Annotated in this window: 28 protein-coding genes; 15 read left to right on the top strand and 13 right to left on the bottom strand. The window is 70.4% G+C overall.

The annotated features are described in order from the left end of the window. Positions 1-17: 17 nt before the first annotated feature. A complete protein-coding gene (locus MKL09_RS22720; RefSeq protein ID WP_244023942.1) occupies positions 18-194 on the bottom strand; it encodes a hypothetical protein in 177 nt (58 codons plus the stop codon). Between the two features lie 385 nt (positions 195-579). Between MKL09_RS22720 and MKL09_RS22715 the strand changes: the two genes are divergently transcribed. Beyond that, on the top strand, positions 580-2,025 hold the full coding sequence (locus MKL09_RS22715) for a homospermidine synthase (RefSeq protein ID WP_244023940.1): 1,446 nt from the start codon (positions 580-582) through the stop codon (positions 2,023-2,025). Positions 2,026-2,189: 164 nt separating this feature from the next. Here MKL09_RS22715 and MKL09_RS22710 read toward each other — a convergent pair whose 3' ends face one another. Together MKL09_RS22710 and MKL09_RS22705 are read right to left on the bottom strand one after the other, a co-directional pair. After that, the gene (locus tag MKL09_RS22710; RefSeq protein WP_244023938.1) at positions 2,190-3,074 is read right to left on the bottom strand and encodes a transporter; all 885 of its coding nucleotides are present in this window, start codon (positions 3,072-3,074) and stop codon (positions 2,190-2,192) included. A gap of 150 nt (positions 3,075-3,224) precedes the next feature. Next, entirely contained in the window at positions 3,225-4,886 is a 1,662-nt protein-coding gene (locus MKL09_RS22705; protein WP_244023936.1) for a Na+/H+ antiporter, read from the bottom strand. Between the two features lie 234 nt (positions 4,887-5,120). Between MKL09_RS22705 and MKL09_RS22700 the strand changes: the two genes are divergently transcribed. Continuing rightward, positions 5,121-6,806: a methyl-accepting chemotaxis protein gene (locus tag MKL09_RS22700; protein WP_244023934.1), complete on the top strand. Its 1,686-nt coding sequence runs from the start codon at positions 5,121-5,123 to the stop codon at positions 6,804-6,806. A gap of 252 nt (positions 6,807-7,058) precedes the next feature. On the opposite strand, the gene MKL09_RS22695 is transcribed toward MKL09_RS22700, so the two are convergent. Beyond that, entirely contained in the window at positions 7,059-7,913 is an 855-nt protein-coding gene (locus tag MKL09_RS22695; protein WP_244023932.1) for a metallophosphoesterase, read from the bottom strand. Positions 7,914-7,921: 8 nt separating this feature from the next. Then, positions 7,922-8,527, bottom strand: a complete 606-nt coding sequence (locus tag MKL09_RS22690; protein WP_244023930.1) for a cation transporter — start codon at positions 8,525-8,527, stop codon at positions 7,922-7,924. A 190-nt stretch (positions 8,528-8,717) separates the two neighbouring features. Here MKL09_RS22690 and croR point away from each other — a divergent pair, with 190 nt between their 5' ends. From croR to MKL09_RS22640, 10 genes are all read left to right on the top strand, one after another. Next, complete coding sequence (gene croR, locus MKL09_RS22685) at positions 8,718-9,191, top strand: 3-hydroxybutyryl-CoA dehydratase (RefSeq protein WP_092036576.1); 474 nt, start codon at positions 8,718-8,720, stop codon at positions 9,189-9,191. A 79-nt stretch (positions 9,192-9,270) separates the two neighbouring features. After that, positions 9,271-10,038: a TrmH family RNA methyltransferase gene (locus tag MKL09_RS22680; protein ID WP_244024018.1), complete on the top strand. Its 768-nt coding sequence runs from the start codon at positions 9,271-9,273 to the stop codon at positions 10,036-10,038. Positions 10,039-10,153: 115 nt separating this feature from the next. Continuing rightward, the gene (gene crtI / locus MKL09_RS22675) at positions 10,154-11,743 is read left to right on the top strand and encodes a phytoene desaturase family protein (RefSeq protein ID WP_244023928.1); all 1,590 of its coding nucleotides are present in this window, start codon (positions 10,154-10,156) and stop codon (positions 11,741-11,743) included. A gap of 71 nt (positions 11,744-11,814) precedes the next feature. Next, positions 11,815-12,186: a DUF2141 domain-containing protein gene (locus MKL09_RS22670; protein ID WP_244024017.1), complete on the top strand. Its 372-nt coding sequence runs from the start codon at positions 11,815-11,817 to the stop codon at positions 12,184-12,186. A gap of 4 nt (positions 12,187-12,190) precedes the next feature. Continuing rightward, positions 12,191-13,171 (top strand): ABC transporter ATP-binding protein, encoded by a 981-nt coding sequence (locus MKL09_RS22665; RefSeq protein ID WP_244023926.1) that lies wholly within the window; start codon positions 12,191-12,193, stop codon positions 13,169-13,171. Then, positions 13,168-14,376, top strand: a complete 1,209-nt coding sequence (locus MKL09_RS22660; protein WP_244023923.1) for an ABC transporter permease — start codon at positions 13,168-13,170, stop codon at positions 14,374-14,376. The genes MKL09_RS22665 and MKL09_RS22660 overlap by 4 nt, the downstream gene beginning before the upstream one ends. Before the next feature lie 103 nt (positions 14,377-14,479). Beyond that, the gene (locus MKL09_RS22655; protein WP_244023921.1) at positions 14,480-15,322 is read left to right on the top strand and encodes a type 1 glutamine amidotransferase; all 843 of its coding nucleotides are present in this window, start codon (positions 14,480-14,482) and stop codon (positions 15,320-15,322) included. 103 nt (positions 15,323-15,425) lie between these two features. Next, positions 15,426-16,955: a phytoene desaturase family protein gene (locus MKL09_RS22650; RefSeq protein ID WP_244023919.1), complete on the top strand. Its 1,530-nt coding sequence runs from the start codon at positions 15,426-15,428 to the stop codon at positions 16,953-16,955. A 103-nt stretch (positions 16,956-17,058) separates the two neighbouring features. Continuing rightward, positions 17,059-17,817 (top strand): lysophospholipid acyltransferase family protein, encoded by a 759-nt coding sequence (locus MKL09_RS22645; protein ID WP_244023917.1) that lies wholly within the window; start codon positions 17,059-17,061, stop codon positions 17,815-17,817. Between the two features lie 55 nt (positions 17,818-17,872). Continuing rightward, the gene (locus tag MKL09_RS22640) at positions 17,873-19,009 is read left to right on the top strand and encodes a glycosyltransferase (RefSeq protein ID WP_244023915.1); all 1,137 of its coding nucleotides are present in this window, start codon (positions 17,873-17,875) and stop codon (positions 19,007-19,009) included. Between the two features lie 71 nt (positions 19,010-19,080). Here MKL09_RS22640 and MKL09_RS22635 read toward each other — a convergent pair whose 3' ends face one another. After that, positions 19,081-19,689 (bottom strand): hypothetical protein, encoded by a 609-nt coding sequence (locus MKL09_RS22635; protein ID WP_244023913.1) that lies wholly within the window; start codon positions 19,687-19,689, stop codon positions 19,081-19,083. Between the two features lie 306 nt (positions 19,690-19,995). On the opposite strand from MKL09_RS22635, the gene MKL09_RS22630 reads away from it, so the two are divergent. After that, entirely contained in the window at positions 19,996-20,613 is a 618-nt protein-coding gene (locus MKL09_RS22630; RefSeq protein WP_244023911.1) for an LpxA family transferase, read from the top strand. On the opposite strand, the gene cutA is transcribed toward MKL09_RS22630, so the two are convergent. After that, complete coding sequence (gene cutA, locus MKL09_RS22625; RefSeq protein WP_244023909.1) at positions 20,601-20,951, bottom strand: divalent-cation tolerance protein CutA; 351 nt, start codon at positions 20,949-20,951, stop codon at positions 20,601-20,603. The genes MKL09_RS22630 and cutA overlap by 13 nt on opposite strands. A gap of 146 nt (positions 20,952-21,097) precedes the next feature. On the opposite strand from cutA, the gene MKL09_RS22620 reads away from it, so the two are divergent. Further along, positions 21,098-21,865, top strand: coding sequence for an NAD kinase (locus MKL09_RS22620; RefSeq protein WP_244023907.1), 768 nt, complete (start codon positions 21,098-21,100; stop codon positions 21,863-21,865). A gap of 2 nt (positions 21,866-21,867) precedes the next feature. Further along, positions 21,868-22,350 carry a GNAT family N-acetyltransferase gene (locus MKL09_RS22615; protein ID WP_244024015.1) on the top strand — a complete coding sequence of 161 codons (483 nt, stop codon included), beginning with the start codon at positions 21,868-21,870 and terminating at the stop codon, positions 22,348-22,350. Positions 22,351-22,362: 12 nt separating this feature from the next. Here the strand turns inward: MKL09_RS22615 and MKL09_RS22610 are convergent, their stop codons facing one another. The 6 genes from MKL09_RS22610 to MKL09_RS22585 all read right to left on the bottom strand — a co-directional run bounded on the left by MKL09_RS22610 (position 22,363) and on the right by MKL09_RS22585 (position 25,661). Continuing rightward, positions 22,363-22,563: a hypothetical protein gene (locus MKL09_RS22610; protein WP_244023905.1), complete on the bottom strand. Its 201-nt coding sequence runs from the start codon at positions 22,561-22,563 to the stop codon at positions 22,363-22,365. 134 nt (positions 22,564-22,697) lie between these two features. Further along, complete coding sequence (locus MKL09_RS22605) at positions 22,698-23,066, bottom strand: DUF6481 family protein (RefSeq protein WP_243963163.1); 369 nt, start codon at positions 23,064-23,066, stop codon at positions 22,698-22,700. A gap of 110 nt (positions 23,067-23,176) precedes the next feature. After that, positions 23,177-23,386: a cold-shock protein gene (locus MKL09_RS22600; protein ID WP_007568877.1), complete on the bottom strand. Its 210-nt coding sequence runs from the start codon at positions 23,384-23,386 to the stop codon at positions 23,177-23,179. Between the two features lie 345 nt (positions 23,387-23,731). Beyond that, on the bottom strand, positions 23,732-24,862 hold the full coding sequence (locus MKL09_RS22595; protein ID WP_244023902.1) for a beta-ketoacyl-ACP synthase: 1,131 nt from the start codon (positions 24,860-24,862) through the stop codon (positions 23,732-23,734). Further along, positions 24,859-25,326 carry a 3-hydroxyacyl-ACP dehydratase FabZ family protein gene (locus MKL09_RS22590; RefSeq protein WP_244023899.1) on the bottom strand — a complete coding sequence of 156 codons (468 nt, stop codon included), beginning with the start codon at positions 25,324-25,326 and terminating at the stop codon, positions 24,859-24,861. The genes MKL09_RS22595 and MKL09_RS22590 overlap by 4 nt, the downstream gene beginning before the upstream one ends. Before the next feature lie 26 nt (positions 25,327-25,352). After that, positions 25,353-25,661 carry an acyl carrier protein gene (locus MKL09_RS22585; RefSeq protein ID WP_050734803.1) on the bottom strand — a complete coding sequence of 103 codons (309 nt, stop codon included), beginning with the start codon at positions 25,659-25,661 and terminating at the stop codon, positions 25,353-25,355. Positions 25,662-25,726 lie beyond the last annotated feature (65 nt).

Raw genomic sequence — 25,726 nt, 5'->3', positions numbered from 1 at the left:
CGTGCTGTCGCGGCGTCTCAGAGCGGGCTCGGTCCGCCGGCGGCCAGGGCGAGGGCGCAGCGGCGGGCGAAGGCGGTCTCGGCCCCGTTTCGGAGGGCGCGGGCCAGGGTGAAGGCGAGGGTGAGGATGCCGGGATCGCGGTCGGCGGTCTCGGCGACCGGGCCGGGGATGCGGGTGGCGATGAAAGCGAGCATGACGACTCCGAGTATCAGGATCCCGGACGTTTCCTCGGCCCCGGTTCGATCATCTTCGCGATGATCGTTGTGCGGGACCTTTGCTGCAGCGCAATATGAGCCATGCGATGGGAGCTCGCCACTCCCTTGGACGCGCGGGCAACATGCACTCGGAACATGATTGCGATGGGCCTCGTCAATCGTCGCTTAACCGCCAATGGTGCGCCGCAGTTGACCGCCGCGGGGCGAGCCGCCATTGAGCGGCCTTCTCGACGACGGGATTCGACGAACGCGCCGGCGCCGGCCGCGCGGCGCGTGCCTGTCGCCCCACTGTCATACGCGCGCCATAACCCGCTCGCGAGCCGAAGAGCGGACCTCAGGCGTCCGCCAGACAAGGACCGACCGCATGACCGAACAGCCGTCCCGTCACCCGATCCATGGCCGTATCACCGGCCCCATCGTGATGATCGGCTTCGGCTCGATCGGCCGGGGCACCCTGCCGCTGATCGAACGGCACTTCGAGTACGACCGCGCCCGCTTCACCGTGATCGACCCGGTCGACACTCACCGGGCGCTCGCCGAGAAGCACGGCCTGCGCTTCGAGAAGGTGGCCCTGACCCCGGAGAACCTGCGCGACGTGCTCACGCCCCTGCTCACCGAGGGCGGCGGCCAGGGCTTCTGCGTGAACCTGTCGGTCGACACCTCGTCGCGGGCGATCCTGGAGCTCTGCCGCGAGCTCGGCGCCCTCTACATCGACACCGTGGCCGAGCCCTGGCCGGGTTTCTATTTCGACAAGAGCCGCGGCCAGGGTGACCGCACCAACTACGCCCTGCGCCAGGACATCCTCGACGCCCGCGCCCAGAAACCGGGCGGCACCACGGCGGTCTCCTGCTGCGGCGCCAATCCCGGCATGGTCTCCTGGTTCGTCAAGCAGGCGCTGCTGAACATCGCCAAGGATACCGGCGTCACCACGCCCGAGCCCAAGTCCCGGGACGAGTGGGCCTCCCTCATGAAGACCCTGGGCGTGAAGGGCGTGCACATCGCAGAGCGCGACACCCAGCGCGCCAAGACCCCCAAGCCCCGGGGCGTGTTCGTCAACACCTGGTCGGTGGAGGGCTTCGTCTCGGAAGGCAACCAGCCGGCCGAGCTCGGCTGGGGCACGCACGAGACTTGGAAGCCCGCCAACGCCCGCGAGCAGGAGAAGGGCTCGCGCTGCGCGATCTACCTGCTGCAGCCCGGCGCCGACACTCGCGTGCGCACCTGGGTGCCCACCGCCGGCTCGCAGTTCGGCTTCCTGGTGACCCACAACGAGGCGATCTCGATCGCCGACTACTACACGGTGCGCGAGGGCGATAAGCCGGTCTTCCGCCCGACCTGCCACTACGCCTACCACCCGGCCGACGACGCCGTGCTCTCGCTCCACGAGATGTTCGGCAACGCCGCCAAGGTGCAGGAGCAGCACCATATCCTCGACGAGACCGAGATCGTCGACGGCATCGACGAGCTGGGCGTACTGGTCTACGGCCACGCCAAGAACGCCTACTGGTACGGCTCGCAGCTCTCCATCGAGGAGACAAGGCGGATCGCCCCCTACCAGAACGCCACCGGCCTGCAGGTGACCTCGGCCGTGCTCGCCGGCATGGTCTGGGCGCTGGAGAACCCGGAGGCCGGCATCGTCGAGGCCGACGAGATGGATTTCCGCCGCTGCCTGGAGGTCCAGACCCCGTATCTCGGCCCGGTCGTCGGCGTCTACACCGACTGGACCCCGCTGACCGACCGCCCGGGCCTGTTCCCGGAGGACATCGACACCAGCGATCCCTGGCAGTTCCGCAACGTGCTCGTGCACGGCTGAGGTCGGGGGCCGCGGTCACATCGTCACCTGCGGAAGGCGTGGGGATCACGACGTGCGTCCCCCTCCCCCCTGTGCGGGGTGAGGGGGACGCGCCTAGGTCCGGCCTTGGCCCGCATCCGGCAGCGCCCTGTGGAAACCGTAGCCCGCATGGGCAAGCGCCCCGGCTACTCCGCCTGCCGGCGCGTCACGAGGGTGCGGTTCGGCTCGACCTCGTTCGTGTCCTGCTGGTAGAGCGGCACGATCACCCGCAGCCAGCCGCGGGTCTCGCGGCCGCGGTAATTGCGCTCGACCACGTCGCGGGTAAGGTAGGCCTGCAGGTTCACCGGCCCGAAATTGTACCCGACCAGGCCGCCCACCGCGATCTGGCCCTGCGGCCGGTAGCTGGACACGCCGGTCGGCAGGTCGCTCGACCCGAACGCGACGGCGCCGACCTGCCATGTCCCGAACTTCTTCGCCGCCGTGAGATCCAGGTTCAGGTAGTCCGGATAAAGGGTGCCGAAGGGCGAGCGCATGTCGAGAAAGATCCCGTGGAGCAGGTTCGCGGTCAGGCTCCAATTCTGGCCTGTGTAGCTGATCGCGAAACGGTGGGTCAGCGACGCGGATTGGGTCAGGAAGCGCGTCTCGATCGGGATGTAGCCGCCGAAAAAGTAGCTCACGCCGACATCGTTGCCGAGATCCCAGGCGAGCTGGGCGGCGAGCAGCGGCTGGCCGATGCCGCTCTGATAGGGCGCGCCCTGGAGGGTCGCGGCCACGACCGGCTGGGTGACGAAGAACTGGAGGCGCCCGCCCGCGATGTCCCAGGGCGTGGACCAGGCGAAGGTCGGCAGGTTGACGTTCGTTGCGGTGTCGCCCGGCCGCGCGCTGCGCGTGCCGAAGCTCGACAGGTTCACGAAGTATAGCCCGACCGGAAGCTGCGCGCCCACCGGCAGGCCGATGGTCTGGCCCGGCTGGGCCGCCGAAGCAGCGTGAGCAGACGTTGCAGCACCAAAACCGTAAATGGCAAGTGCAGCCGAGGCGATCCGGCGTAATCCCAGGCTAAATCCGGTCATCAGAACCCCGAGACAGAGCCCCGCAATCGGGACCGATCTGGGTATGACGCTCGGTCGCACAGGGCTCATCCCGGCGTTACGATCAAGTTGTGCGGAATGACACGCGCGTGACCCGCGGGGCAGCGCGGCCGGGACGAATTCACCCGTGCCTCAGCTGCGCGGCGTCTGCAGTTCCCGACCGCCCGGGTTCCAGGCCAGGAGCCGCGCCTCGACCAGGTCGATCTCACGGACGAGCTGGCGCAGGACCACGTCGTCGATGGCCCGCGAGCGGCGCAAACGATAGAGCGCCTCGCGTTCGGCCTCGATACCGGCAAGCCGCAGGCGCTTCTCCATGATCGCGAGCTGGCGCGCGCGGCTCCGCTCCTCCCGGGGGGCGCCGGTCGGTGCCTCAAGCCCCTCGTAACGATCCATGGCCCGGGCGCCGGCCTCGACGGCGACGGAGGCGTCCTCCTGCTCCTCGACAAGGCGGTGCTGCAGCGCCTCGATCGCCGTCACGGCGTCGTGACGCGCGGCGGCGCGGGCGGAATCCTCCTCCGCATCGTGGGTGGAATCGGCTGGCAAGCGCAGGCCCCGCAACAGCGGCGGCAGGACCGTGCTGGCCATAAGCAGAGAGGTCAGGATCACCCCCATCGCCAGCAGGATCGCGAGATCCCGGGCCGGGAACGGCGTGCCGTCCTTCAGCGTAAGCGGCAGGGTCAGGATGCCGGCCAGCGTGATCGCCCCCTTCACGCCCGCGAGCGTCGTGGCGGCCACGAGCCGCCACGTCAGGCCCTCGCGCCGCTCGCCCCGGCGATGCGCCTTCACCAGGACGAAGTGGAGCGAGACCCAGACCCAGGCGAACCGGATCGCCATCAGGCCGGCCGTGATGGCCAGCACCCAGGCCACCAGCCAGCCCGCGCCCTGCACGTCGGCCTGCTTGACCGCGTGGCCGAGAACCTCGGGCAGCTGCTCGCCCAGCAGGACGAAGATCGAGCCGTTGGCCGCCAGCGCGACCGTGTCCCACACGGCGGTGCGCCGGACCCGGGTGGTGCCGAGGCTGCGCCCCTGGATCTCGACATAGGTCATGGCGATGCCGGCCGCGACCGCGGCCAGGATGCCCGAGGCGTGGACGTGCTCGGCTGCCAGATAGGCCCCGAACGGCGTGAGCAGGCTGAACAGGATCTGAAGGCCGGGATCCTCGCCGGTCCGCCGCCGCAGGAGGTCCTGCGCGCCCATCAGCAGAAAGGTCGTGGCGGCGCCGATGCCGAGGCCGCCGAGCGCCAGCCAGACGAAGGTGGTCGCGGCCTCCGACAGCGAGAAAGTCCCGGTGAGCGCCGCTGCGATGGCGAAGCGCAGGCAGACGAGGCCGGTGGCGTCGTTGAGCAGCGCCTCGCCTTCGAGGATGTGCATGAGCCGCCGCGGCACCGGGGCCTGGGCGGCCACCGACGAGACCGCGATCGGGTCGGTCGGGGACAGGACGGCGGCGAGCGCAAAGGCGACCGCCAGGGGGATGCCCGGGATCATGGCGTGGATCAGCATGCCGATCCCCAGCACCGTCAGCGCCACGAGCCCCAGCGCAAGCGCTAGGACGGTCCGTCCGTTGCGGAACAGGTCACGCTTGGGGATGCGCCAGCCGTCGAGGAACAGCAGCGGCGGCAGGAACACCAGGAAGAAGATCTCGGGATCGAGGGCCGTGCTCGGCAGCGGTCCCAGCGCGAGGGCCACGCCGATCGCGATCTGGATCAAGGGCAGCGGCAGCGGGACCAGGCGGCCCAGCGCGCCGCTCACAAGCACGGATAGCAACAGGGCCAGGACGACGGTGACGCTTTCCATGCGTGTCTTTCGAACGAGGGCCGGCTTCCCCTCGGGAGGCGTCGACCGGGTGATGCGCGGATGGCCGGGATCGGGCCTTGTAGCATCTGCCGGGCTGCGGAATGCCGGCGATCGACGACGCCGGGCGACCGATCGGGCGAAACGATGCCGATCGATTAATCGGAATTTTTAGAAATCATTATATAGCATTCGAAGAGCGCCAGGGCGCCAATGCGATTCTATTCTGGAAATATAATGCTCGACTTCATGTCAATCAAAGGCAAGCTGATCGTCTGCTTTTCGGTTATGCTTGCTCTGATCTGCAGCCTGGCCGCGCTGTCCTACTACCACATTGAAACGATCAATCGTGTCGCCACGGAGATGCGCGCCAGCCGTCTGCCGGCCGCGCAGGCCCTCACCGGCATCCAGGTCGTGACCTTACGGATCCGCGTCAACGGCAGCCGTGCTCTGACGGCGAAGTCGGCCGAGCACAGGAAGGACGCCCTCAACTCGATCCAGCAGCGCCTCGCCGAATTGCGGACCTACCAGGCTGGCTACGCGAGCCTTCTGGAAACCGACGCGGCCCGCGAGCTCTACAAGACCTTCGAGCGACAATGGGCGACATATCTGGAACAGCAGGCCGACGGATTCGCGCGGGCCGAAGGCGGCGACCTCGCCGGCGCCCAGGAACACTACAACACCACGATGTCGGATACGATCCGGGCGACCATCGCCACCCTCGTCGCGATGTCGAACCAGCAGAGTGCGGCGGCAGCGGCCAGCGGCGCGGAGGCACAGGACGCCTACGAGCGCGCCCATCAGCAGATGACGGGCTTCCTGGCACTGGCCGCGATCCTGGCGATCGGGGCCGTCGTGATGCTGGTCCTGGAGATCAGCCGCCCGCTCGGACGCATGACCGCGGCCATGCATCAGCTCGCCTCGGGCGATACCGGGACGGAGATCCCGGCCGTCGGGCGGCGGGACGATGTCGGCGCGATGGCGGGTGCCGTCCAGATCTTCAAGGAGAACATGATCCAGACACGCCGGCTGGAGGCGGAGACCGCGCAGGCGCGGTTGGAAGCGGAGGCGCAGCGCAAGACCGGCATGCGCCAGATGGCCGACAGCTTCGAGGCGGCGGTCGGCGGCATCATCGGCCAGGTCTCGGCCTCGGCTACCGAGCTCCAGTCCACCGCCCAGACGATGAACGCCACCGCCGCCCAGACCGCCAGCCAATCGACGACAGTGGCGGCCGCGGCCGAGGAGGCGGTGACCAACGTCAACACCGTGGCGGCGGCCGCGGAAGAGCTCGGCTCGTCGATCCAGGAAATCGGACGGCAGGTCGACGGCTCGGCGCAGCTGGCCCGGCTGGCCGTGTCCGAGGCCGACCAGACCGGGGCGCTGGTGCAGGAATTGAGCACCGTCGTCGGACGGATCGGCGACGTGGTCGGACTGATCTCGGATATCGCCGGGCAGACCAACCTGCTCGCCCTGAACGCGACCATCGAGGCCGCCCGCGCGGGCGCAGCCGGCAAGGGCTTCGCCGTGGTCGCCTCCGAGGTGAAGGCGCTGGCCGAGCAGACCGCCAAGGCCACGCATGAGATCTCCGGACAGATCGCGCAGGTCCGGGGCTCGACCGGCCAGGCCGTCACGGCGATCGGCGGCATCACGGCGCGGATCCAGGAGATCAGCGGCGTCGCCACCGCGATCGCGGCCTCCGTCGAGCAGCAGCAGGCGGCCACCCAGGAGATCGTGCGCAACGTCGGACAGGCGGCGAGCGGCACCGCCGAGGTGACGACGAACATCGCCGGCGTGGCCGGAGCCGCCGACGAGACCGGGGCCGCGGCGTCCCAGGTTCTGTCCGCAGCCTCCGCGCTGTCGCGCCAGTCCGAGCATCTCTCGGCCGAGGTTCGGCATTTCCTCGCAACCGTCCGCGCCGCCTGATTCTTTTTTTGGACTGATCGCGTTGGTCCGACCGGCGGCGATTTTCGCCGGTCGGGCCGAGATTGCCCGAACCATTGCTACGATACCTGCGATGAAGGGGGCAGCTCGAGAAATCATCCTGTCATTCCGGGGCCGCGAAGCGGAGCCCGGAATCCAGAAACACCGATGGATCAAAGTCTTACACCGTCGGCGGCTCTAGATTCCGGGCTCGCCTGCGGCGCCCCGGAATGACGGGGTGAGTGTGTCTGAACGCTACCCCTCCGCCTCCACCGTCACGCAGAAATCCGCCCGGTAGCTGTCGCCCTCGACCGGGTTCGAGACCCAGCGACAGCGGCCGATCCGCAAATCGTGGCCGGCGTGGAAATGGCCCGAGATCCACAGCGCCGGGCGCTCGGCATCGGGGAGGTCGTCGAGCGCAGTGCTGGCGTAGAAGGCCGGCACCCACCACGGCACGCCGGGCTGGTCCCGGTAGCGATCCGCCGCCAGGGGGCTCGCCGGGTGATGGGTCACCACTACGGTCGGGCCGTCATGGGGCACGCGGAGCGCGGCGTGCAATGCGGCGCGCTCGGCCGCATGCGCCGCCATGGCGTCCGCGGGCTGCCACGCCCCGCCATCGGACTTGCGGATCGACCCAAGATATTCGCGCGAGCCGGTGACCGGATCGGTCATGCGCGCGGCGGCATAGGCGACCGGATCCGCCGGGCGGTCGGGCGCGTCGGCGGCGAGCCAGCGTCCGGCGAGGTGCCAGTCGCTCCACAGGGTCGTGCCGATGAAACGCACGCCGTCGATCACGCAAGCCTGCGAGCCCTGGAGCAGGTGAATGCGGTCGCCCAGCGCGTTCACCCGGGCGACATCCGCCTCCAGAGCCGCCAGCAGTTCCGGGGCCGTGCGCATGTCGCCCGTGGGGGCGTAGCGCTCGTGGTTGCCCGGCACCAGCACGATCGGCCTGCCCTGCGCCAAGTGGACCAGGGCGGCGAGGCCCCGCTCGGGGTGCCCCTCGTAGAGGTCCCCCGGGCAGGCGAGCAGGTCGAACGGCTCCGCAGGCAGCGCGATCAGGTCGAGCCGCCGCCGCTCCAGATGCAGGTCGGAGATCGGGAAGATGCGCATGGGGATGCCTATTTCGCCGCCCGTCGCTCGGCCGCGGCGGCCCGGAAGATATCGGCGGCGGAATCGGCGTTGAGGATCGCGATGCCGCCCGCCGCGACGAGATCCGGCCAGGGACTGGGGTGGAGCGCGGTGACCAGACCGGCCGCGATGATCGCCAGGTTGGCGTAGGCGTCGTTGCGGGCCGAGAGGTAGGCCGCCCGGGTCAGGCTGCCGGAGCCGGACCGATGCCGGGCCAGCATCAGCGCACAGGTGAGGTTCACCGCGAGCGCCCCGAGGCCGGTCAGCGTCAGCGGCAGGGCCGCCGGGGGCACGAAGTCGGCAAACTTGTCGTAGGCGGCGTAGGCGGTCGCGAGCGCCGGCACCAGCAGGATGAACGCCATGGCGGTGCCGAGCCGCGCCCGGTTGCGCGCACTCCAGGACAGGCCGGCAAAGATCAGCAGGTTGATCGCCGCGTCTTCCAGGAAATCGAGGCTGTCGGCGATGAGCGCCACCGAGCCGATGGCGAGCGCCACCGCGATCTCGATGCCGAAATAGCCGAGGTTCAGCGCCGCCACGCGGACGACGACCGGGCGCAGGGCGGGCGGCTCGGGCTGGGCGGCGTTGTCAGCGGTCACGGGGCGGTCATCGCCGAGTGCGGCGCGCCTGTCGAGCGGATGTTGAGAAAACCCTGTCCGCGCCTCAAGAAAGTTCCAAGGACCTTGCGCCTTCGTCCGGGTGGATTCGACGGCGCGATCGTGCGAACCGGTCTTGTCGAGCCGGCTGCACCCGAGATGCCGCTGGCCGGAACCGGAGGTCTGTCGAGCCATGCTGCCCGAACTGCGCGTGCTCTATTTCGAAGATCTCGAGGTCGGGTTGTCCGAAACCCTCTCGAAGACCATCGCGTCCTCCGACGTGGTCGGCTTCGCCGAGATCACCGGCGACCGCAACCCGATCCACCTGTCCGAGCACTTCGCCGCCCGCACGCCGTTCGGCACCCGCATCGCCCACGGCCTGTACACGGCCGGGCTGATCTCGGCGGTGCTCGGCACCCGGCTGCCCGGCCCCGGGGCGGTCTACATCTCGCAGACCCTCAACTTCCGCGCGCCGGTGCGCATCGGCGACATCGTCGATGTCACCGTCACGGTGGCCGAGCTGATGCCGGAGCGTCGGCGCGCCCGCCTCGCCTGCCGCTGTTCGGTTGCCGGGGAGACCGTCCTCGACGGCGAGGCGCTGGTGAAGGTGCCGACCAAGGCCGAGGCCGACCCGCTCGCGATCCGCACCGAGCGCCAGCAGGGCTGAGGTGGACAAGGCCGGAGAGCCGATCGCCGCGGAGACGATCGCGGACCCGGACGACCCGCGCCTCGAACCCTACACCCGGATGCGCGAGCGCGACCTCGTGGGCCGCGCCGGGCGCTTCATTGTCGAGGGCGAAGTCACCCTGCGGCTGCTGCTCGGCCCTCGCGCCCGGTTCCGGGCCGAATCGATCCTGCTCGCCCCGGAGCGCTGGCCGGGTCTCGCCCCGGACCTAGCCGCCTGCCCGAATAGGCCGCCGGTCTATCTCGCCGCCAAGGCGGTGATGAGTGCGGTGACCGGCTTCCCGATTCATCGCGGCGTCCTGGCGGTGGGCCTGCGCGGACCGGAGCCCGAACCCGCCGCCCTCGTGCCGCCGGCTCCCGCCCCGGCGCTGGTGCTCGGGCTCGCGGGCCTGACCAACCACGACAATGTCGGCGCTGCCTTCCGCAACGCCGCAGCCTTCGGGGCCGACGCGGTGCTCCTCGACGCCGCGAGTTGCGATCCGCTCTATCGCAAGAGCATCCGGGTCTCGGCCGGCGCCGCGCTGATCCAGCCCTTCGCGCGACTCGGCGCCGGGCAGGACTGGCTGGCCCTGGCCAGCGCGCTCAACCTCGAAGCACTGGCGCTCAGCCCCGGGGCTGCCGAACCCCTGCATGCCCTCACCGTGCCGGCGCGGGTGCTGCTGATCCTCGGGACCGAGGGGCCGGGCCTCGATGCGACGACACTCAGTCGAGCCCGCCCGGTGCGGATCCCGATGGCCCCGGGCTTCGATTCGCTCAACGTGGCAACCGCTGCGGGGATCGCCCTTCAGACGATCGCTCGCGGCCAGGGCCGGCTCGTTCCGGCCGGTTGAGCCCCTCCCTTCCGCTCCGGAGCCAAACGCGCGACAAACGGCTGCAATTGCCGAGCGCCGCTGCGAGGCTAGCTTGGCCGATAGGGTTCGGGGGTTGCGAGGGGAGTCGGCGGCGTTGCTTCAGTCTGGGGATGGTTTGCGGGCGCTGACCGGACGCCGGGTGGCCGTGGTCGGCGCCGGTCCCGGCGGCCTGGCCTCGGCCCTGCTGCTGGCTCGCGCCGGGGTCCACGTGACCCTGTTCGAGAAGGACGCCCAAGTCGGTGGCCGCACGAAGACCGTCACGGCACCGGGCGGCTACAAGTTCGATATCGGGCCGACCTTCTTCCTCTACCCGCAGATCCTGGCCGACATCTTCACGAGCTGCGGCGAGCGGCTTGAGGACCACGTCAAGCTCGAACGGCTCGACCCGCAATACAACCTGGTGTTCGAGGGTCCGGACGGCATCTCCGGCACGATCCGCGCGACCGGCGACATCGCCCGCATGGAGACGGAGATCGCCCGGATGGCCCCGGACGACGCCAAGAACGTCCAGGCGTTCTTCACCGAGAACCGGACGAAGCTCGATTACTTCAAGCCGATCCTGCAGCAGGCCTTCCACACCCTGCGCAGCATGGCGAGCCCGGCGATGCTGGCCGCCCTGCCCCACCTGCATCCCGGCCGCAGCGTCGACCGCGACCTGAAGCGCTACTTCGCGGATCCGCGGGTGCGCCTCGCCTTCTCGTTCCAGACCAAATACCTCGGCATGTCGCCGTTCCGCTGCCCGAGCCTATTCACGATCCTGTCGTTCCTGGAATACGAGCACGGCGTCTACCACCCCGTCGGCGGCTGCGGCGCGGTCTCCGAGGCGATGGCCGGCCTGGCCGGACGCATGGGCGTCGACGTCCGGCTCAACGCCAACGTCGAGCGGGTGGTGTTCGACGGCAAGCGCGCCAGCGGCGTCGTGGTGGACGGCGAGACCTTCAACGCCGACGCGGTGCTGATCAACGGCGACTTCGCCAAGGTGATGCGCGCCCTGGTGCCGGAGAAGCACCGCCCACGCTGGCGCGACGCCAAGATCCACAAGGCCCGGCTCTCCTGCTCGACCTTCATGCTGTATCTCGGCCTCGAAGGGAAAGTGCCCGAGAGCCTGGGACACCACACGATCCTCCTGGCCGACGGCTACGAGCGCAACATCCGCGAGATCACCGAGGGGACGCTGCCGATGCAGCCCTCCCTCTACGTCCAGCACGCCGGCTACACCGACGGCGGCATGGCGCCCCCCGGGCATACCGCCCTCTACGTCCTGGTGCCGGTCCCGAACCTGAAGGCCGGAATCGACTGGCCGGCGACCCGGGCGAGCTACCGCGCCCTGATCCTGGAACGCCTGAAGCATCTCGGGCTGGAGGATATCGAGTCCCGGATCCGCTACGAGCGGATCATCGACCCGACCCAATGGGAGGAGGATTTCGCGGTCCACGAGGGCGCCACCTTCAACCTTGCCCACGACCTGATGCAGATGCTGTATTTCCGGCCGCACAACCGCTTCGGGCCGGGCCTCTACATCGTCGGCGGCGGCACCCATCCGGGCTCAGGCCTGCCGGTGATCTACGAGGGTGCCCGCATCACCGCGCGGCTGCTGATCGAGGAGCTGGCCGGCGTCCGCGCCGCAGCCCAGGCGGGCATCCCGGACACGGCGCCGCTGGCGACCTCCGGCGAGGCCTCGTGATCGGCCCGCCGGGCCGGACGACGCTGGCCGCCGGCCTCTGCGCCGTCGCGGTGCTCTCGGCCTCGGACGCGATGGCCGCGACCCTGCAGGTGGAGGTCGACGGGATCGAGCCCGGTGGCGGCCCAGTCCGGGTGGCTCTGTGCCAGGGTGGTCTCGCCGAATCGTTCTGCACGCAGGGCGACGAGGCACCGGCCTCCGGGGGGCGGGCCCGGTTCACCTTCCGAGACGTGGCTCCGGGTGCCTACGCGGTGGCGGCCTTCCAGGATTCCAACGGCAACGGCCGCCTCGACCGGACCGGACTCGGCCTGCCCCTCGAGCCCTACGGCTTCTCGGGTGCCGTCGCGCGCCGGGCGCGGCCGGACTTTTCCGACGCCGCCTTCGCGCTGCAGGAGCCCGGCGCTGCCGTGCGGGTGTGGCTCGCCCGCGCCCTGCCGCGGCGGTGACGGGGTGGAAGACCCCCTCGTCAGGATCGCAGGCGTCGGCCTGGACCTGCGCGGGCGGCGGGTGCTGGAGCAGGTCGATCTCGCCCTCGATCCCGCCGAGACCCTGGCGCTGCTCGGCCCGAACGGAGCCGGCAAGTCCTCGCTGATGCGCCTCGTGGCGGGCCGCCTGGCGCCCGGCGCCGGGACGGTGCGGGTGGCCGGCGCCGACCCGTTCCGGGAGGGCCGCGCCCGCCGGAGCATCGGCTGGGTCCCCCAGGAGATCGCCCTCTATCCGCGCCTCACGGTCGCCGAGAATCTCGGCGTCTTCGGCCAGCTCGCGGGCGTGCCCCGGCGCGACCGGCGCGCGGCCGTCGCGGCCGCCCTGGAGATGGCCGACATCGCCGACGTGGCCCATCGCCCGGTCGGGATCCTGTCCGGCGGCTACCGGCGCCGGGTCAACATCGCAGCGAGCCTGATGAACCGGCCGCGCCTCGTCCTGCTCGACGAGCCGACCAGCGGCGTCGACCTCGCCGCAAGGGCAGCGATCCACGCGGTGCTGGACCGGCTGAAAGCCGCGGGCACCGCGATCCTGATCGCCACCCACGATTTCGCCGAGGCCGAGCGTCTCGCCTCCCGGGTCGCGTTCTTGGCGCAGGGGCGGATCGTGCGCGAAGGGCGTCTGGCCGACCTGCTGGCGCAGCTGCGGGTCGGCGCGCCGGAGCGGGAGCTGAGCCTCGCCCTGCCGGCGGACGCGGCCGCGGAGGCGGTGCTGCGCCGCGGCGGCTTCGTCCCGGCCGAGCCGGACGGCCTGGTCTGGCGCTCGGTCGAGCGCTCCGGCCTCGACGGCGCGGCCCTGCTCGGGGCGCTGCGGGCGCAGGGCGTGCCGGTGGCCGAGGTGCGGGTCCGCGCCCCGCGGCTGGAGGCGCTGTATCTCGACGCGATCCGGCCCCGGGAGGTCCCGGACCGTGGGGCCTCCGAGCCGCGCCGGGCGGAGGCCGCCGGATGATCGGCGCCGCGTTCCGGGTGATGGCGCTGAGCCTCCTGCGCGACCGCGCCGCCCTGGTGATGGCTTTCGTGCTGCCCACGGTGATCTTCTCGATCTTCGCCGCGATCTTCTCCGGGGCGACCGGCGACCGGATTCGCATCCATCTCGGGCTCGCCGACTTCGCCCGGACGGCGGCCACGCAGCGCCTCGCAGACGCCCTGGTGGCCGACCCGTCCCTGCGGGTCACCCGCCTGCCGGCGAGCAACCTGGCGGACGTGACCCAGGCGGTCCGCTCCGGCGCGGTCGACGTCGCCCTGGCGCTCCGGGGCGACCTGATCGCCGCGCCTTCGGACGCCGCGCCTAGCCCCGCCGATCAGCCGGTGGTGCTGGTCGAGAACCCCGCCAAGGCGCTCGCCACGCCGATCGCCCTGGGCCAGCTCCAGCGCGTGCTGAACGAGGCGCTGCCCGACGTGGTGCTCTCGCGCATCGTCGCGGACGTGGAGCGCACCGGCAAGATCGGCCCGGACGAGCGGCGCTTCCTCGACGAGGCGTTTGCCGAGCAGCGGGCCAAGAAGGAGCCGTTCAGCTTCGCCTCGCTGGTCGAGCGGCAGAGCACCGCCGCCGGCACCGCCAACGCCCGGGTGAGCTACTACGCCGGCGCGATCACCGCGGTGTTCCTGCTGTTTGCCGCCATGCAGGGAGCGCTCTCGCTGGTCGAGGAACGGGAGACCGGCATCGCCGAGCGCCTGATGGCCGGCCCCGGCGGCCTGCCGGTGGTGGTGCTCGGCAAGTTCGGTTTTCTGACGCTGCAGGGCATGGTCCAGGCCGGCCTGATCTTTCTGGCCGCCGAGCTTCTCTACGGGGTCGAGATCGGCCCGCACTGGCCGGCCTTCCTCACGGCCTGCCTGCTGGTCTCGGCCATGGCCGCGGGCCTGGCGCTCGCCGCCTGCGCGCTGGCCGCCTCCCGCCAGCAGGCGCACCTCGCCTCGACCTTCGGGGTGCTGCTGCTCTCCGCGGTCGGCGGCTCGATGGTGCCGCGCTTCCTGATGCCCCCCTGGCTGCAGCAGGCCGGTTGGCTCACGCCCAACGCCTGGGCGATCGAAGCCTATCAGAACGCACTGGGCGAGGGCTTCGGCTCCGCGGCGCCGGCCTTCGCGGTGCTGAGCGTGCTGACGCTCGGCGGGCTGGGCCTTGCGCTCGGTCTGGTGGCCCGGCGGACCGCCTGAGCGGCCGGCTCCGCGACGATCCGCGCCGCGCCTGCGACCAGCCGTACCCGGACACAGCCCAGCCGATCGGGCAGGGTCCGCGTTCCTGCACTGCGAGACATCTATGCTCCGCCTGCTCATCGCCGACGGCAACGATCGGGCGGCCCGCGACCGGCACGTCGCGGCGACGGGCCGGACCTCGGCCGAATCCTACGCCGTGGTGGTCCACGACCTCGCCCCCGAAACCGCCTGCCGCTTCCTCAACCCGGCCGATGCCGATGCGGCCCTGCCGCAGGACCTGTCGGCGTTCGACGGGCTGATCTTCACCGGTTCGACCCTGAAGGTCTCCGAGGCGACGCCGGCGGTGACCCGCCAGCTCAACCTGATGCGGAGCGCCCTGGAGGCGGGACTCGCGGTGTTCGGGTCCTGCTGGGGCGTTCAGGTCGCCGCCACCGTGGCCGGCGGGCACGCGGCTGAGAACCCGCGGGGGCCGGAATACGGCTTCGCCCGGGCGATCACCCCGACCCAGGAAGGCCGGACCCATCCGCTGCTGGCTGGCCGCCCGGCGGTCTGGGACGCGCCGGCGATCCACTCGGATGCTGTGCTGGAGCCGCCCCCGGGGGCGCGGGTGCTGGCGGGCAACCGCGTGCTGGGCGTCCAGGCCATCGAGATCCGGCACGGAGCCGGCTGGTTCTGGGGCACGCAGTACCACCCGGAACTCGACCTTGAAGAAGTCGGCGCGATGCTGCGCCTGTGCGACACCGCGATCGTCGAGGCCGGCCTCGCCGAGGATCCGGAGGCGGTGGCGGCCTATGCCGACGAGATCGCGAGCCTCCAGGGCGACGATCCCGAGGCGGCGCGCCGCCTCGCCTGGCGCCACGGCCTCGGCCCGGAAGTGCTCGAAGCGCCCCTGCGCCGCCGGGAGATCGGTAACTTCCTGGCTCAGCTGTCCACAGACAGGGCCTGAACGGCCGGTCCCGCGACCGGGTGGCGCGTTGACCCGCGGGGTCTCGCGTCTAGCTTCGAGACGCGGGTAACGCTGTGACGGGCCCGGGGAGCGACCTTTCAGGATGAGCCAGGATTCGACGGTCGCCGTGATCGGCAGCGGGCTCGGCGGACTCGCGGCCGCGTGCGTGGCCGCTGCGCGCGGCCACCGCGTCACGGTCTACGACAAGAACGGCTGGCTCGGCGGCAAGGCGGCGGTGCTGCACGAGGGCGGCTTCCGCTTCGACATGGGCCCGACCATCCTGACGGTGCCGCGCGTGCTGGAGCGGATTTTTGCCGAGGCCGGCCGCTCGGTCCACGACTACATGGACCTGCGCCGCCTCGACCCGCAATGGCGCTGCTTCTTCGACGACGGCTCCCACATCGACCTGCTGCAGGATGTCGAGCGGATGGCCGGCGACATGGACCGCTTCGCCCCCGGCAGCGGCGACGGCTACAAGAAGTTTCTTTCTATTTCCGAGCACTTGCACGGCGTGTCCGAAAAATTCTTCTTCTGGAAGCCGGTCGAGGACCTGTTCGACACGATCAACCTGCGCGCCAACATGAACCCCGGCACCCTGCGCGACGTGCTGTCCCTGCGCATGCACGCCTCGGTGGCTTCGACCATCCGCGGCAAGGTCAAGGATGCGCGCCTCGCGCAGATGCTTGATCACTTCGTGCAATATGTCGGCTCCTCGCCCTACGGCGCGCCGGCGGTGCTCTGCGCCATCGCCCACATGCAGACGGCCGACGGCGTCTGGTACCCGATGGGCGGCACCCGCGCGGTGGCCGAAGGCCTGGCCAAGCTCGCCCAGGAGCTCGGCGCCACCTGCAGGACCGACACCGAGGTGACCGGGATCGAGACCGCCAACGGCGCGGTCCGGGGCGTGCGCACCGCCGCAGGCGTGACGCCCTTCGATGCCGTGATCTCCAACATGGATTCGGTCCGCACCTACCGCGAGCTCGTCGGCGGCGCCGCCGGCAAGGCCTACGCGAAGAAGAACCCCGAGCCGGCCTGCTCCGGCGTGGTCCTCTACCTCGGCCTGAACAAGCGCTACGAGCACCTGAACCACCACGACTTCGTCTTCTCCCGGGACCCCGAGGAGGAGTTCGATTACATCTACAACAAGGGCGAGCCGGCCCCGGACCCGACCGCCTATCTGGCGGCCCCTTCCTCCACCGACCCGAGCGTGGCCCCCGAGGGCGGCGAGGCGCTCTACGTCCTGGTGCACACGCCCTACCTGCGCCCACACCACGATTGGCGCCCGGACGGCCCCCTGTTCCAGAACTACCGCCGGACCATCCTGGACAAGCTCAAGCGCACCGCCGGGATGCCCGACCTGGAGGAGCGCATCGTCGTCGAGCGCCACCTGACTCCACAGGACATCCACGAGCGCTACCGCGTGCTCAACGGCGCGATCTACGGGCTTGCCTCGCATGGAAGGGTGATGGGCGCGTTCAAGCCGGGCAATCGCTCGCGGCAGGTGCGCGGCCTCTACCTCGCCGGCGGCGCCGCCCATCCCGGGCCCGGCATGCCGATGGTGATGATGTCCGGCTGGATCGCCGCGGACGCGCACGATCAGGACGCGCGCGGAACGCTGCGCGCCTCGGCGTGACACCCGCATCGCCATCCCCTCCCCCCACTGCGGGGGAGGAAAACTGCGGCGACCCGCAGCGGCCACTCCCCTGCTCCCGGTCTCCCCCCTGATCCGCCGCTTCATGGAGGCGTGGTTCGAGCGCTACCTGCACCGGCACTTCGATGCCCTGCGGATGCCGCTCTGGAGCGAAAAGCTGGCCCCGAGCCATCCCGGCCCGCTGGTGATCTACTGCAACCACCCCGCCTGGTGGGATGCCGCGGTGATCATCGTGTTGTCCGGCCAGCTCTATCCGAAGCGCGAGAACCGGGCCCCGTTCGACGCCGCCATGCTGGCGCGCTACCGGGTGTTCGAGCGGATCGGCGCCTTCGGGGTCGATCTCGACACCCCCCGGGGCGCCGCCCAGTTCCTGGCCGCAGCGCGGGCGATCCTGGCGCGCTCCGACACGGCCCTCTGGATCACCGCGCAGGGCCGCTTCGTGGACACCCGGGTCCGGCCCCTCGGCCTGCGCCCGGGCGTGGCCCGCCTCGCCGAACTCGCCCCCGACGCGCTGTTCGTGCCGCTCGCCCTCGAATACGCGTTCTGGGACGAGCGCGGCGCCGAGGCCTTCGCGGCCTTCGGGCGAGGGATTCCAGGCGCCGAGCTGGCGGCCCTGCCGCGGCCCGCGCGGCTCGCCCGGCTGGAGGGCGACCTGACCGCGACCCTCGACCGGCTCAGCAGCGACGTGATCAGCCGCGAGCCGGAGCGCTTTCGGGCTCTGGTCGCGGGCCGCAAGGGCGTCGGCGGCGTCTACGACCTCTGGCGGCGCCTCGCGGCCCGGCTGGCCGGCCGCCGCTTCGATCCGGCCCATCACGCGGGCGATGGGCACGATCGCGCCGCATGATTATGTCAGGCGCGTCGCGGCCGGATGCCGACGATGCCTTACTTCGGCGGAGGCGATGACCGACCTGATCCTCACGGCCCTGGCCGCGCTGTGCCTGCTCGCCGCCCTCCTCCCCGCCGTGCTGACGGCGGTAAACCTGTTCGCGCTGCGTCGGCCGGTGCCGGAAGCGGATCCCGGCCTGGTCTCGATCCTGATCCCGGCACGCAACGAAGCGGGCAACATCGCCGGGACCGTGCGGGCCGCGCTCGCCAGCACCGACGTGCCCGTGGAGGTGATCGTCGGCGACGACCATTCCATGGACGGCACCGCCGAGATCGTGCGGGCGATCGGCGACCCGCGCCTGAGCGTCGTCCCGGTGCCGCCGCTGCCCGAGGGCTGGACCGGCAAGAACCACGCCTGCGCCCACATCGCCGGGCTCGCCAACGGCCGCCATCTCCTGTTCATCGACGCGGATGTCCGCCTGGAGCCCGAGGCCGCCGCAGCGCTCGCTGCCCGGGCCCGGCGCGTCGGCGCGGCCCTGGTCAGCGGCGTACCGCGGCAGCGCACCGAGACCCCGGGCGAGCTGCTCACCGTGCCGATGATCGACTTCCTGCTCGTCGGTTTCCTGCCCGTTCCCCTGATGCGCCGCCGGTCCGATCCGGCCCTGGGCGCGGCCTGCGGCCAGCTCATCCTGTTCGAGCGCGCGGCCTATACGGCGATCGGCGGCCACGGCGCGATCCGCGCCTTCCTGCACGACGGCGTGCGCCTGCCGCGGCTCCTGCGCGCGGCAGGCTACCGGACCGATCTGGTGGCCGCAGCTGGACTTGCGACTTGCCGGATGTATCGGGGTTTTTTGGAGGCCTGGGCGGGGTTCTCCAAGAACGCGCACGAGGGCATGGCCACACCCCGAGCCCTGCCGGTCTGGACCGTGCTTCTCGGCTGCGGTCAGATCCTGCCCCCGCTCCTCGTGCTGGCGGGCCTGCTCGGCCTGATCCCGCCCCCGGCCCTGACAGCGTCCGCCGCGGCCTTCGCGCTGTCGCTCGCGACCCGGACGGCGATCACCGTCGCGGTCCGCGCGCCGCTGGCGACGATCCCGCTCCACCCGGCGGCCGTGCTGGTGGCGTTGGCGATCCAGTGGAACGTGCTGCTGCGGGGCGGACGTGCCGGCGCGGCCACCTGGAAGGGCCGCACCTACCCGGTCAGCGGCGCCTGAACTTTTTTTTGATGGTCCGGCGGAGCGGGTCCGCCGGATGGCTCATGTCGGCGCTCAGGCAAGCTGGACGATCACCGCGCGGTCGGCTGGCATGGCTCGACCGAGCGCTTGCCCTTGCGGGGCTTCAGCGACACGATCAGCTGGACGTTGGGCACGTCGCCGACCTGGCGGGTGAGGTGGCCGACATGGCCCTCCGGCCCCTGCGGGGTCGACCCGGTATCGGCGTTGAACTCGACCTCGCCCGGCCCCTGCTCCAGCACGGAGCCGTCCGTCGCCTCGACCGACCAGCGCCCCGACAGGGTGATCACCCATTGCGGCCCGGGGGCGGTGTGCCAGGTGCCGACATAGCCGACCGGCAGGATCGCGTACTTGATCGACGCGACCTCGCCCGGCGGGAAGCCGACATATTGCGGGGCTGCGGGCGGCGCGTAGCTCTTGAAGATGAAGTTCTTCAGGTCGCAATATTGGACGTGGCTCTGGCCCTTGGCATCCGCGTAGAGGGTGCCGTAGCGGAGGGCGGGTGGGTTGGACGCGGTGAGGCCGGCCGGCCCCGACGGGGCCGCCTCGATGGTCATCAGCGGCTCGTTCGGCCTGCCCCCGGCCGCGGAGGCACTCGTCCCGCTCGCGACGGAAGCCAGCAGCACCATCGCGATGCGGCAGGCTTTCTTGAATGACATCATGGTTTCGACGTCCCAGAGTTCACGACGTCGAAGACGACGCCATAGACCATATAGTCGCAGCCGCCACCAGAGCCAAATTGTTTGGCTGTAATACCAAGGAATAAATGACAATATTATCTCAAATCTACCGAGTCTTATCAAATCATGTCTTGTCGGGCTTCGCAGGGTGTTCGTGGCGGCGCGCGTCCCCATGAACTCAGATCTTCACTCATCCTCCCGGCGCAGGCGGCTGGCATCATCGGACGCAGGCTGACAGGATCGGGGGCCAAGCCGCGGATCCTCACCGCCGCGACTCCAGGACCGACCATGGCTGACGACATCCCGGACCTGCGCGACCTCATCGCGTGCTACCCCGCCTCATGGCTGCGGGCGCTTGGCCTGACGCCCTGGGCGATCACGGCCCGGGCGGCGACGCTGATCGCCGAACGCATCGCCGGCCTGGACGAGACCTACCGGGTCGGGAACGGCGTGGCGATCCACGCACAGGCGATCGTGGAAGCCGGCGCCACCGTGAAACCGCCGGCGATCATCGGGCCGGGCTGCCTCGTGGCGACCGGCGCCTACCTGCGTGGTGGCTGCTGGCTGGAAGCGGATTGCACGATCGGCCCCGGTGCCGAGCTGAAATCCGCCTTTCTGTTCGCCGGCGCGGCCGCCGCCCATTTCAACTTCGTCGGCGACAGCATCCTCGGCGCCAACGTCAACGTCGAAGCCGGCGCGATCATCGCCAATCACCGCAATGAGGCGCCGGACCGCCCGATCGTCCTCCGGTTGGGCGGCCGGCTGATTGAGACGGGAACTGGCAAGTTCGGGGCGCTGGTCGGCGACGGCGCCCAGATCGGCGCCAATGCCGTGATCGCCCCGGGCGCGGTGATCGACCGACACGCCATCGTGCCGCGCCTCGGGCTGATCGATCAGGGCTGCTGAGGCGGACGGCCAGGTCCGCCGGCTCCGGTCTCCGACAGGATCCAGGCCGCCGTGTCGGCATCGGCACCGGCGACCGGGAGATGCAGGATGATCGGCGTCTCGTAGGGGTGCCTCGCCTTCAGGGCGGCCGACAGGATGTCGGCCAGGCCCTCGCGGCTCTTGAGGATCGCCGCGACCTCTTCGCCCCGCTCCACCGCGCCCTTCCAGCTGTAGACCGAGAGCATCCCGGGCAGGACGTTGATGCAGGCGATCAGGCGCTCGCGGACCAGGGCCTCGCCGATATTCAGCGCGGAGGCGGCATCGGGAAAGGTGGTGTAGACGAGGAGCGGACGCTCCATGCTATGCCTCCGAGATCGCGCATGTGCCGGACGAGTGAGACGCATGCGGGGCACCGACGTCAACCGGGCGGTTCGCTCATCAGACTGGAGCCGTGACGTGACCCCCATCGCGACCCCGACGCACCCGCCAAGCGGCGCCTGACGCCATGCCGTCAACCAAGAAGATCGCCTTCGTGGCGAGCCCTACCGGCTACGCCCGGGAAGCCGCCGCCGCCCTGATGCGGCGCTACGACCATGTCCCGCCGGAAGAGGCGGATGTCGTCGTGGCGCTCGGCGGCGACGGGTTGATGCTGCAGGTGCTGCACCGGTTCATGGATCATCCGAAGCCGATCTACGGGATGAACCGCGGCACGGTCGGCTTCCTGATGAACGAGTTCCGCGACGACGACCTTTTGGAGCACCTCGACGCCGCCCAGCGCAGCGTCATCCATCCCCTGGTGATGGACGTGGTCGACACCGAGGGCCGCAGCCACCGGGCGCGGGCGATCAACGAGGTCTATCTGCTGCGCCAGACGCATCAGACCGCCAAGCTGAAGATCGCCGTCGATGGGCATGTCCGCCTCGACCTGCTGATCGCCGACGGGGTGCTGGTCGCCACGGCCGCCGGCTCGACCGCCTACAATCTCTCCGTCGGCGGCCCGATCCTGCCCCTCGACGCGAAGCTGCTCGCGCTGACGCCGATCTCGGCCTTCCGTCCCCGGCGCTGGCGCGGCGCGCTGCTGCCGGATTACGCCCGGATCCGGATCGACGTGCTCGACGCCCCCCATCGCCCGGTGGCGGCGGTGGCCGACCATACCGAGTTCCGCCGGGTCTGCACGGTGGAGACCTCGCTCGATCGCAACACCGAACTCGTGCTGCTGCACGATCCCGGGCACAGCCTCGACGAGCGCATTTTGCGGGAGCAATTCGGGTGAGCCTGGAGATCCGGCCGGCCTACGCATCGGACCACGCAGCGATTGCCCGGATCATCGTGCCGACCATCCGGGCGGGCGAGACTTACGCGCTCGATCCCCAGCTCAGTGAGGCCGACGCCGTCGCCTACTGGACGGGTACCGACCGCGAGACTTTTGTGGCGGAACAGGATGGACGGTTACTCGGCACCTACTACCTGCGCGCCAATCAGGCGGGCGGCGGGTCCCATGTCGCCAATTGCGGCTTCATGACCGGTGAGGCTGCCGCCGGACGCGGCCTCGGTCGGGCCATGGGCGAACACGCCCTCGATCGGGCACGCGCGCGCGGCTTCTCGGCGATGCAATTCAACTTCGTGGTTTCGACCAACAATCGAGCCGTTCGGCTTTGGCAGAGCCTCGGCTTCGATGTGGTCGGCCGGCTCCCGAGCGCCTTTCGGCATCCGGGGCTCGGCGCTGTCGACGCCCTGGTTATGTTCAGGGCGCTCTGAATCGATGGCCGATCAGAGACGGCTGACGGCGACCAGCTCACTTTCGCGGATCGCCCGCTCGCCGCCTTCCGTCCGGATCCGGTAGGAACGCTCGCCGGTCTGATCCTCCGGCATGAGCCGCAAAATCTCGAAGACCTCGCCGCCACCCTTGTCGCCCGGAAGTCCGAGCTGCACCCGGCAGACGCGCTGGCCGATCTTGAATTTGTGGGTCATGCCAAGCTCCTGTGGCGGGGTCTCGAACGGGGCGCTCGAGGGTGTCCGACCGTGTCGCGATCGGACCGGCCCCCAATGTCTTTAATTCTCACCCGCCCGCGTGCCGGATTGGCTGCCACGTCGGCGTCGAGACCTTAGCGCTTCTTGGCTGCCTTGGCCTTGCGGGCAAGGTAGCGCGCATCGCGCTGAAGCTTCTGCTCGGCCTGGAGGGCCTTGGCACGCTCCTGGGCGGCGAGCTGCTCCGCCAGCTTGCGCTCGGCCTCGGCCTGACGCTCGGCCTCGGCCTGGGCGGCGGCACGGGCAAGTTCCGCCTCGCGCTGGGCGGCACGCTCGGCCGCACGGGCCTCACGGGCATCGACCACGGCGCGGCGTGCGGACTGACGGGCGAGAACGGCCGGATCATCGGCAGTCGGGCGGGCCCGGAAGCGGGCCAGCATCTCGGACCGCGCCTTGGCGGCGGCCTCCAGTCGATCGACGACGCCTTGCTTGTTCGGAAAGCTCACAGACACTCCTGAGTTGGGCGCGGCGGGCCGCCGTCGTCCCGAAATCGAATTTGAATGCGAAGAAGCCGCTCCCTCAGGAGCGGCTTCGACAAAGGCCGGCGAAGCGGCGATCAGACCGTCTGGAGCTGGCCAGCGGATTCCTTGCCGCTGCGGCGATCGGTTTCCAGCTCGTAGGAGACCTTCTGGCCCTCGTTCAGGCCGCGCAGGCCGGCGCGCTCGACAGCCGAGACGTGCACGAACACGTCCTTGCCGCCGTCATCCGGCTGGATGAAGCCGTAGCCCTTGGTCTCGTTGAACCACTTGACGGTTCCGGTGCTCATGGAATTCCTCGATCTTCGCAGGCGTCGTGAGAGATGGCACCCGCTCTGGAAGCGAATGCCGGTATCGACCGATAGCGATAGGAAAGTCAGAACCGCCCTGCGAAGGCGTAACGGTCCAAGATATCCGGACACGTGCCGATGAAATTGAGATAGACCTTCGGCGACGCATTGGCAAGTCCGAAGAAATATTTCGGCCGGAACCAGGATCGACGCGACAAGGATATTATCGACCGACATAGACGCGTGACGTCGCCAGAAGATCCGCGCCGTCAGACAGATAGCCAGGGCCGCCGAATCGTCGATGATCTGGCTGCGCCGATCCGCAAGCCCGGCTTCGGGCGCGGGTCAGGCCGGAACCAGGCGCAGCACGCCTTCGCCCCGGCGATGGCCGACCGTCGTCACCGCCACCTCGCGGGCCGATCCGGCCGCCACGAGGCCTGCGGCGAGCGCCGCTCCGAGCGGGGCGACGACCTCGAGCCCGTGCCCGATCACGTCACCGAGGGCGTGAAGGCCGGCATCGGGCGCAAGCCGCGCGAGCGCGTCCTGCTCCTCCAAGGTGATCGGTGCGACTCCGGTGGCTCCGGACAGGATGCGGTCAGGCGCCGTGAGGCCGGCCTGCGGCCAGAGCGCTTCGAGGCTGGCGGCGACGCTGCCGGGGATGCGCCGCGTGCGATCGCTCGCCACCCGGTCCAGCCGGGCGAGCGCCCGGGCCCCGCGGGCGGCGGCGTGCGCCTCGGATTCCAGCATCAGGAAGGCGGCGCAGCTCCCCAGGATGAAGCCAGGCGCCGCATCGGCCCGCTCGAACACCGGGCGGTAGGGCGCCCGGGCCAAGTAGCCGCCCATTTCGTGGACTACCAGCACGTCCGGCCGCTCGGCGCTGTAGGATCCGCCGACCAGGATCGCGTCGATCTGCCCCGAGGCGACCCGCGCCTGCGCGATCCGCAGCGCATCGACGCCGGCCGATTCCTCACCCATGAAGGTGCGCGAGGCGCCCGTGACGCCGTGCACGATCGCGATGTTGCCGGCGAGCAGGTTCGAGAGCTGGGCCAGGAACAGCGTCGGCCGGAGGTCGTTCTGCAGCCGCTCGTTCAGGTAGGCGCCCGGATCGGCGGCATCGCGCAGGCCCGTGAGGATCGCGCCGTCGACCGCATAGTCGCGCTCGCCACCGCCGGCCGCCACCACGAGATGGAGCGCCTGTTTGAGGGCGGCATCGTCCTTCACACCGGCGGAGTCGAGGGCGAGTCCGGCGGCGTAGACGCCGAGCCGCTGCCACGCCTCCATCTGGCGCTGGTCGCTGCGCTTGGGGATCTGTCCGTCCCAGGCGATCGGCGGCGCGGGATGCACGCAATAGGGCGCGAAGGTCTCGGTGTCGGTCCGGGGCGCAGCGCCGGCGTCGAGGGCGGCGAGATGCGCCTCGATCCCCTCGCCCGCACAGGAGACGAGGCCGAGACCGGTGACGAGGACCGGGCGGCTCATGACTGCACTGGGTCCGAGAACAGGCCGATCGCCCGGGCTCGCGCCCGCATCGGCGCGTCGAGCCCGTCCGGGAACGGCATGGTGCGGAAGCGCAGCTCGGCGTCGCAGAGCGCCTTGCCGTCGTGGCTGATCGCGGCCTTGGTCACGGCGTAGCCCGAGCCGTCATGCTCCAGAGTAGCTGTGACCACGAGCTCGGCGCCGGGCCCCACGAAGGACCGGAACCGGGCCTTGTCCACCCCGGTCAGGAACGGCATCCGGGTGAAGTCGAGATGGGCGAGCACGAGGTAGCCCGAGGCCTGCGCCATCGTCTCGGTCAGCAGCACGCCGGGCACCAGCGGATGGCCGGGGAAGTGCCCCTCGAACACGGGGCTCTCCAGCGGCACCCGGGCGAGCGCCTCGATCCGGCCGGCGGCCCGGTCGAGGAGCCGCACGGAATCGATCATCTCGAAATATTCGAGGCGCATGGGGGGTTACGTCGGGCTCTGGCGCGTCAGACCTTGGCGGCCTTCTCGGCCACCAGGGCGTCGATGCGCGCGCACAGGTTCTTGAGGACGAAATACTGCTCGGCCGGAACCTTGCCCTCGTTGACCTCCTGGGTCCAGCGCTCGAGCGGCAGCTTGATCCCGAAGGCCTTGTCGACCGCGAAGGCGATGTCGAGGAAGGCCAGGCTGTCGATGCCGAGATCGTCGATGGCGTGACTCTCCGGGGTGATCTTGTCCCGGGGGATGTCGGCGGTCTCGGCTATAATGTCGGCCACGCGCTCGAAGGTGGCGCTGCCGTGGGCTGGCTCGTCGGACATGTCTTCTCGCGGGCTGTTCGGTTTCCGGATCGGTCGGGCGGGGAGCCCCCTCGACGCCGGGCGAC

Origin of the sequence: Methylobacterium sp. J-048 (genome assembly GCF_022829515.1) — a bacterium.
In the GTDB taxonomy this organism is placed as follows: Bacteria; Pseudomonadota; Alphaproteobacteria; order Rhizobiales; family Beijerinckiaceae; genus Methylobacterium.
This window is presented reverse-complemented; position numbering and strand designations above follow the sequence as displayed.

Excerpts from the sequence above, each read along its gene's own strand:
- MKL09_RS22680 (WP_244024018.1), top strand. The coding sequence starts at position 9,271 with ATGCGCGAGCGCGACCTCGTGGGCCGCGCCGGGCGCTTCATTGTCGAG.
- MKL09_RS22585 (WP_050734803.1), bottom strand. The coding sequence starts at position 25,661 with ATGTCCGACGAGCCAGCCCACGGCAGCGCCACCTTCGAGCGCGTGGCC.
- MKL09_RS22645 (WP_244023917.1), top strand. The coding sequence starts at position 17,059 with ATGGAGGCGTGGTTCGAGCGCTACCTGCACCGGCACTTCGATGCCCTG.
- MKL09_RS22620 (WP_244023907.1), top strand. The coding sequence starts at position 21,098 with ATGCCGTCAACCAAGAAGATCGCCTTCGTGGCGAGCCCTACCGGCTAC.
- MKL09_RS22635 (WP_244023913.1), bottom strand. The coding sequence starts at position 19,689 with ATGATGTCATTCAAGAAAGCCTGCCGCATCGCGATGGTGCTGCTGGCT.
- MKL09_RS22695 (WP_244023932.1), bottom strand. The coding sequence starts at position 7,913 with ATGCGCATCTTCCCGATCTCCGACCTGCATCTGGAGCGGCGGCGGCTC.
- MKL09_RS22715 (WP_244023940.1), top strand. The coding sequence starts at position 580 with ATGACCGAACAGCCGTCCCGTCACCCGATCCATGGCCGTATCACCGGC.
- MKL09_RS22700 (WP_244023934.1), top strand. The coding sequence starts at position 5,121 with ATGCTCGACTTCATGTCAATCAAAGGCAAGCTGATCGTCTGCTTTTCG.
- MKL09_RS22710 (WP_244023938.1), bottom strand. The coding sequence starts at position 3,074 with ATGACCGGATTTAGCCTGGGATTACGCCGGATCGCCTCGGCTGCACTT.
- MKL09_RS22720 (WP_244023942.1), bottom strand. The coding sequence starts at position 194 with ATGCTCGCTTTCATCGCCACCCGCATCCCCGGCCCGGTCGCCGAGACC.
- cutA (WP_244023909.1), bottom strand. The coding sequence starts at position 20,951 with ATGGAGCGTCCGCTCCTCGTCTACACCACCTTTCCCGATGCCGCCTCC.
- MKL09_RS22655 (WP_244023921.1), top strand. The coding sequence starts at position 14,480 with ATGCTCCGCCTGCTCATCGCCGACGGCAACGATCGGGCGGCCCGCGAC.
- MKL09_RS22590 (WP_244023899.1), bottom strand. The coding sequence starts at position 25,326 with ATGCGCCTCGAATATTTCGAGATGATCGATTCCGTGCGGCTCCTCGAC.
- MKL09_RS22650 (WP_244023919.1), top strand. The coding sequence starts at position 15,426 with ATGAGCCAGGATTCGACGGTCGCCGTGATCGGCAGCGGGCTCGGCGGA.
- MKL09_RS22630 (WP_244023911.1), top strand. The coding sequence starts at position 19,996 with ATGGCTGACGACATCCCGGACCTGCGCGACCTCATCGCGTGCTACCCC.
- MKL09_RS22670 (WP_244024017.1), top strand. The coding sequence starts at position 11,815 with ATGGCCGCGACCCTGCAGGTGGAGGTCGACGGGATCGAGCCCGGTGGC.
- MKL09_RS22660 (WP_244023923.1), top strand. The coding sequence starts at position 13,168 with ATGATCGGCGCCGCGTTCCGGGTGATGGCGCTGAGCCTCCTGCGCGAC.
- MKL09_RS22595 (WP_244023902.1), bottom strand. The coding sequence starts at position 24,862 with ATGAGCCGCCCGGTCCTCGTCACCGGTCTCGGCCTCGTCTCCTGTGCG.
- MKL09_RS22600 (WP_007568877.1), bottom strand. The coding sequence starts at position 23,386 with ATGAGCACCGGAACCGTCAAGTGGTTCAACGAGACCAAGGGCTACGGC.
- MKL09_RS22610 (WP_244023905.1), bottom strand. The coding sequence starts at position 22,563 with ATGACCCACAAATTCAAGATCGGCCAGCGCGTCTGCCGGGTGCAGCTC.
- MKL09_RS22705 (WP_244023936.1), bottom strand. The coding sequence starts at position 4,886 with ATGGAAAGCGTCACCGTCGTCCTGGCCCTGTTGCTATCCGTGCTTGTG.
- croR (WP_092036576.1), top strand. The coding sequence starts at position 8,718 with ATGCTGCCCGAACTGCGCGTGCTCTATTTCGAAGATCTCGAGGTCGGG.
- MKL09_RS22640 (WP_244023915.1), top strand. The coding sequence starts at position 17,873 with ATGACCGACCTGATCCTCACGGCCCTGGCCGCGCTGTGCCTGCTCGCC.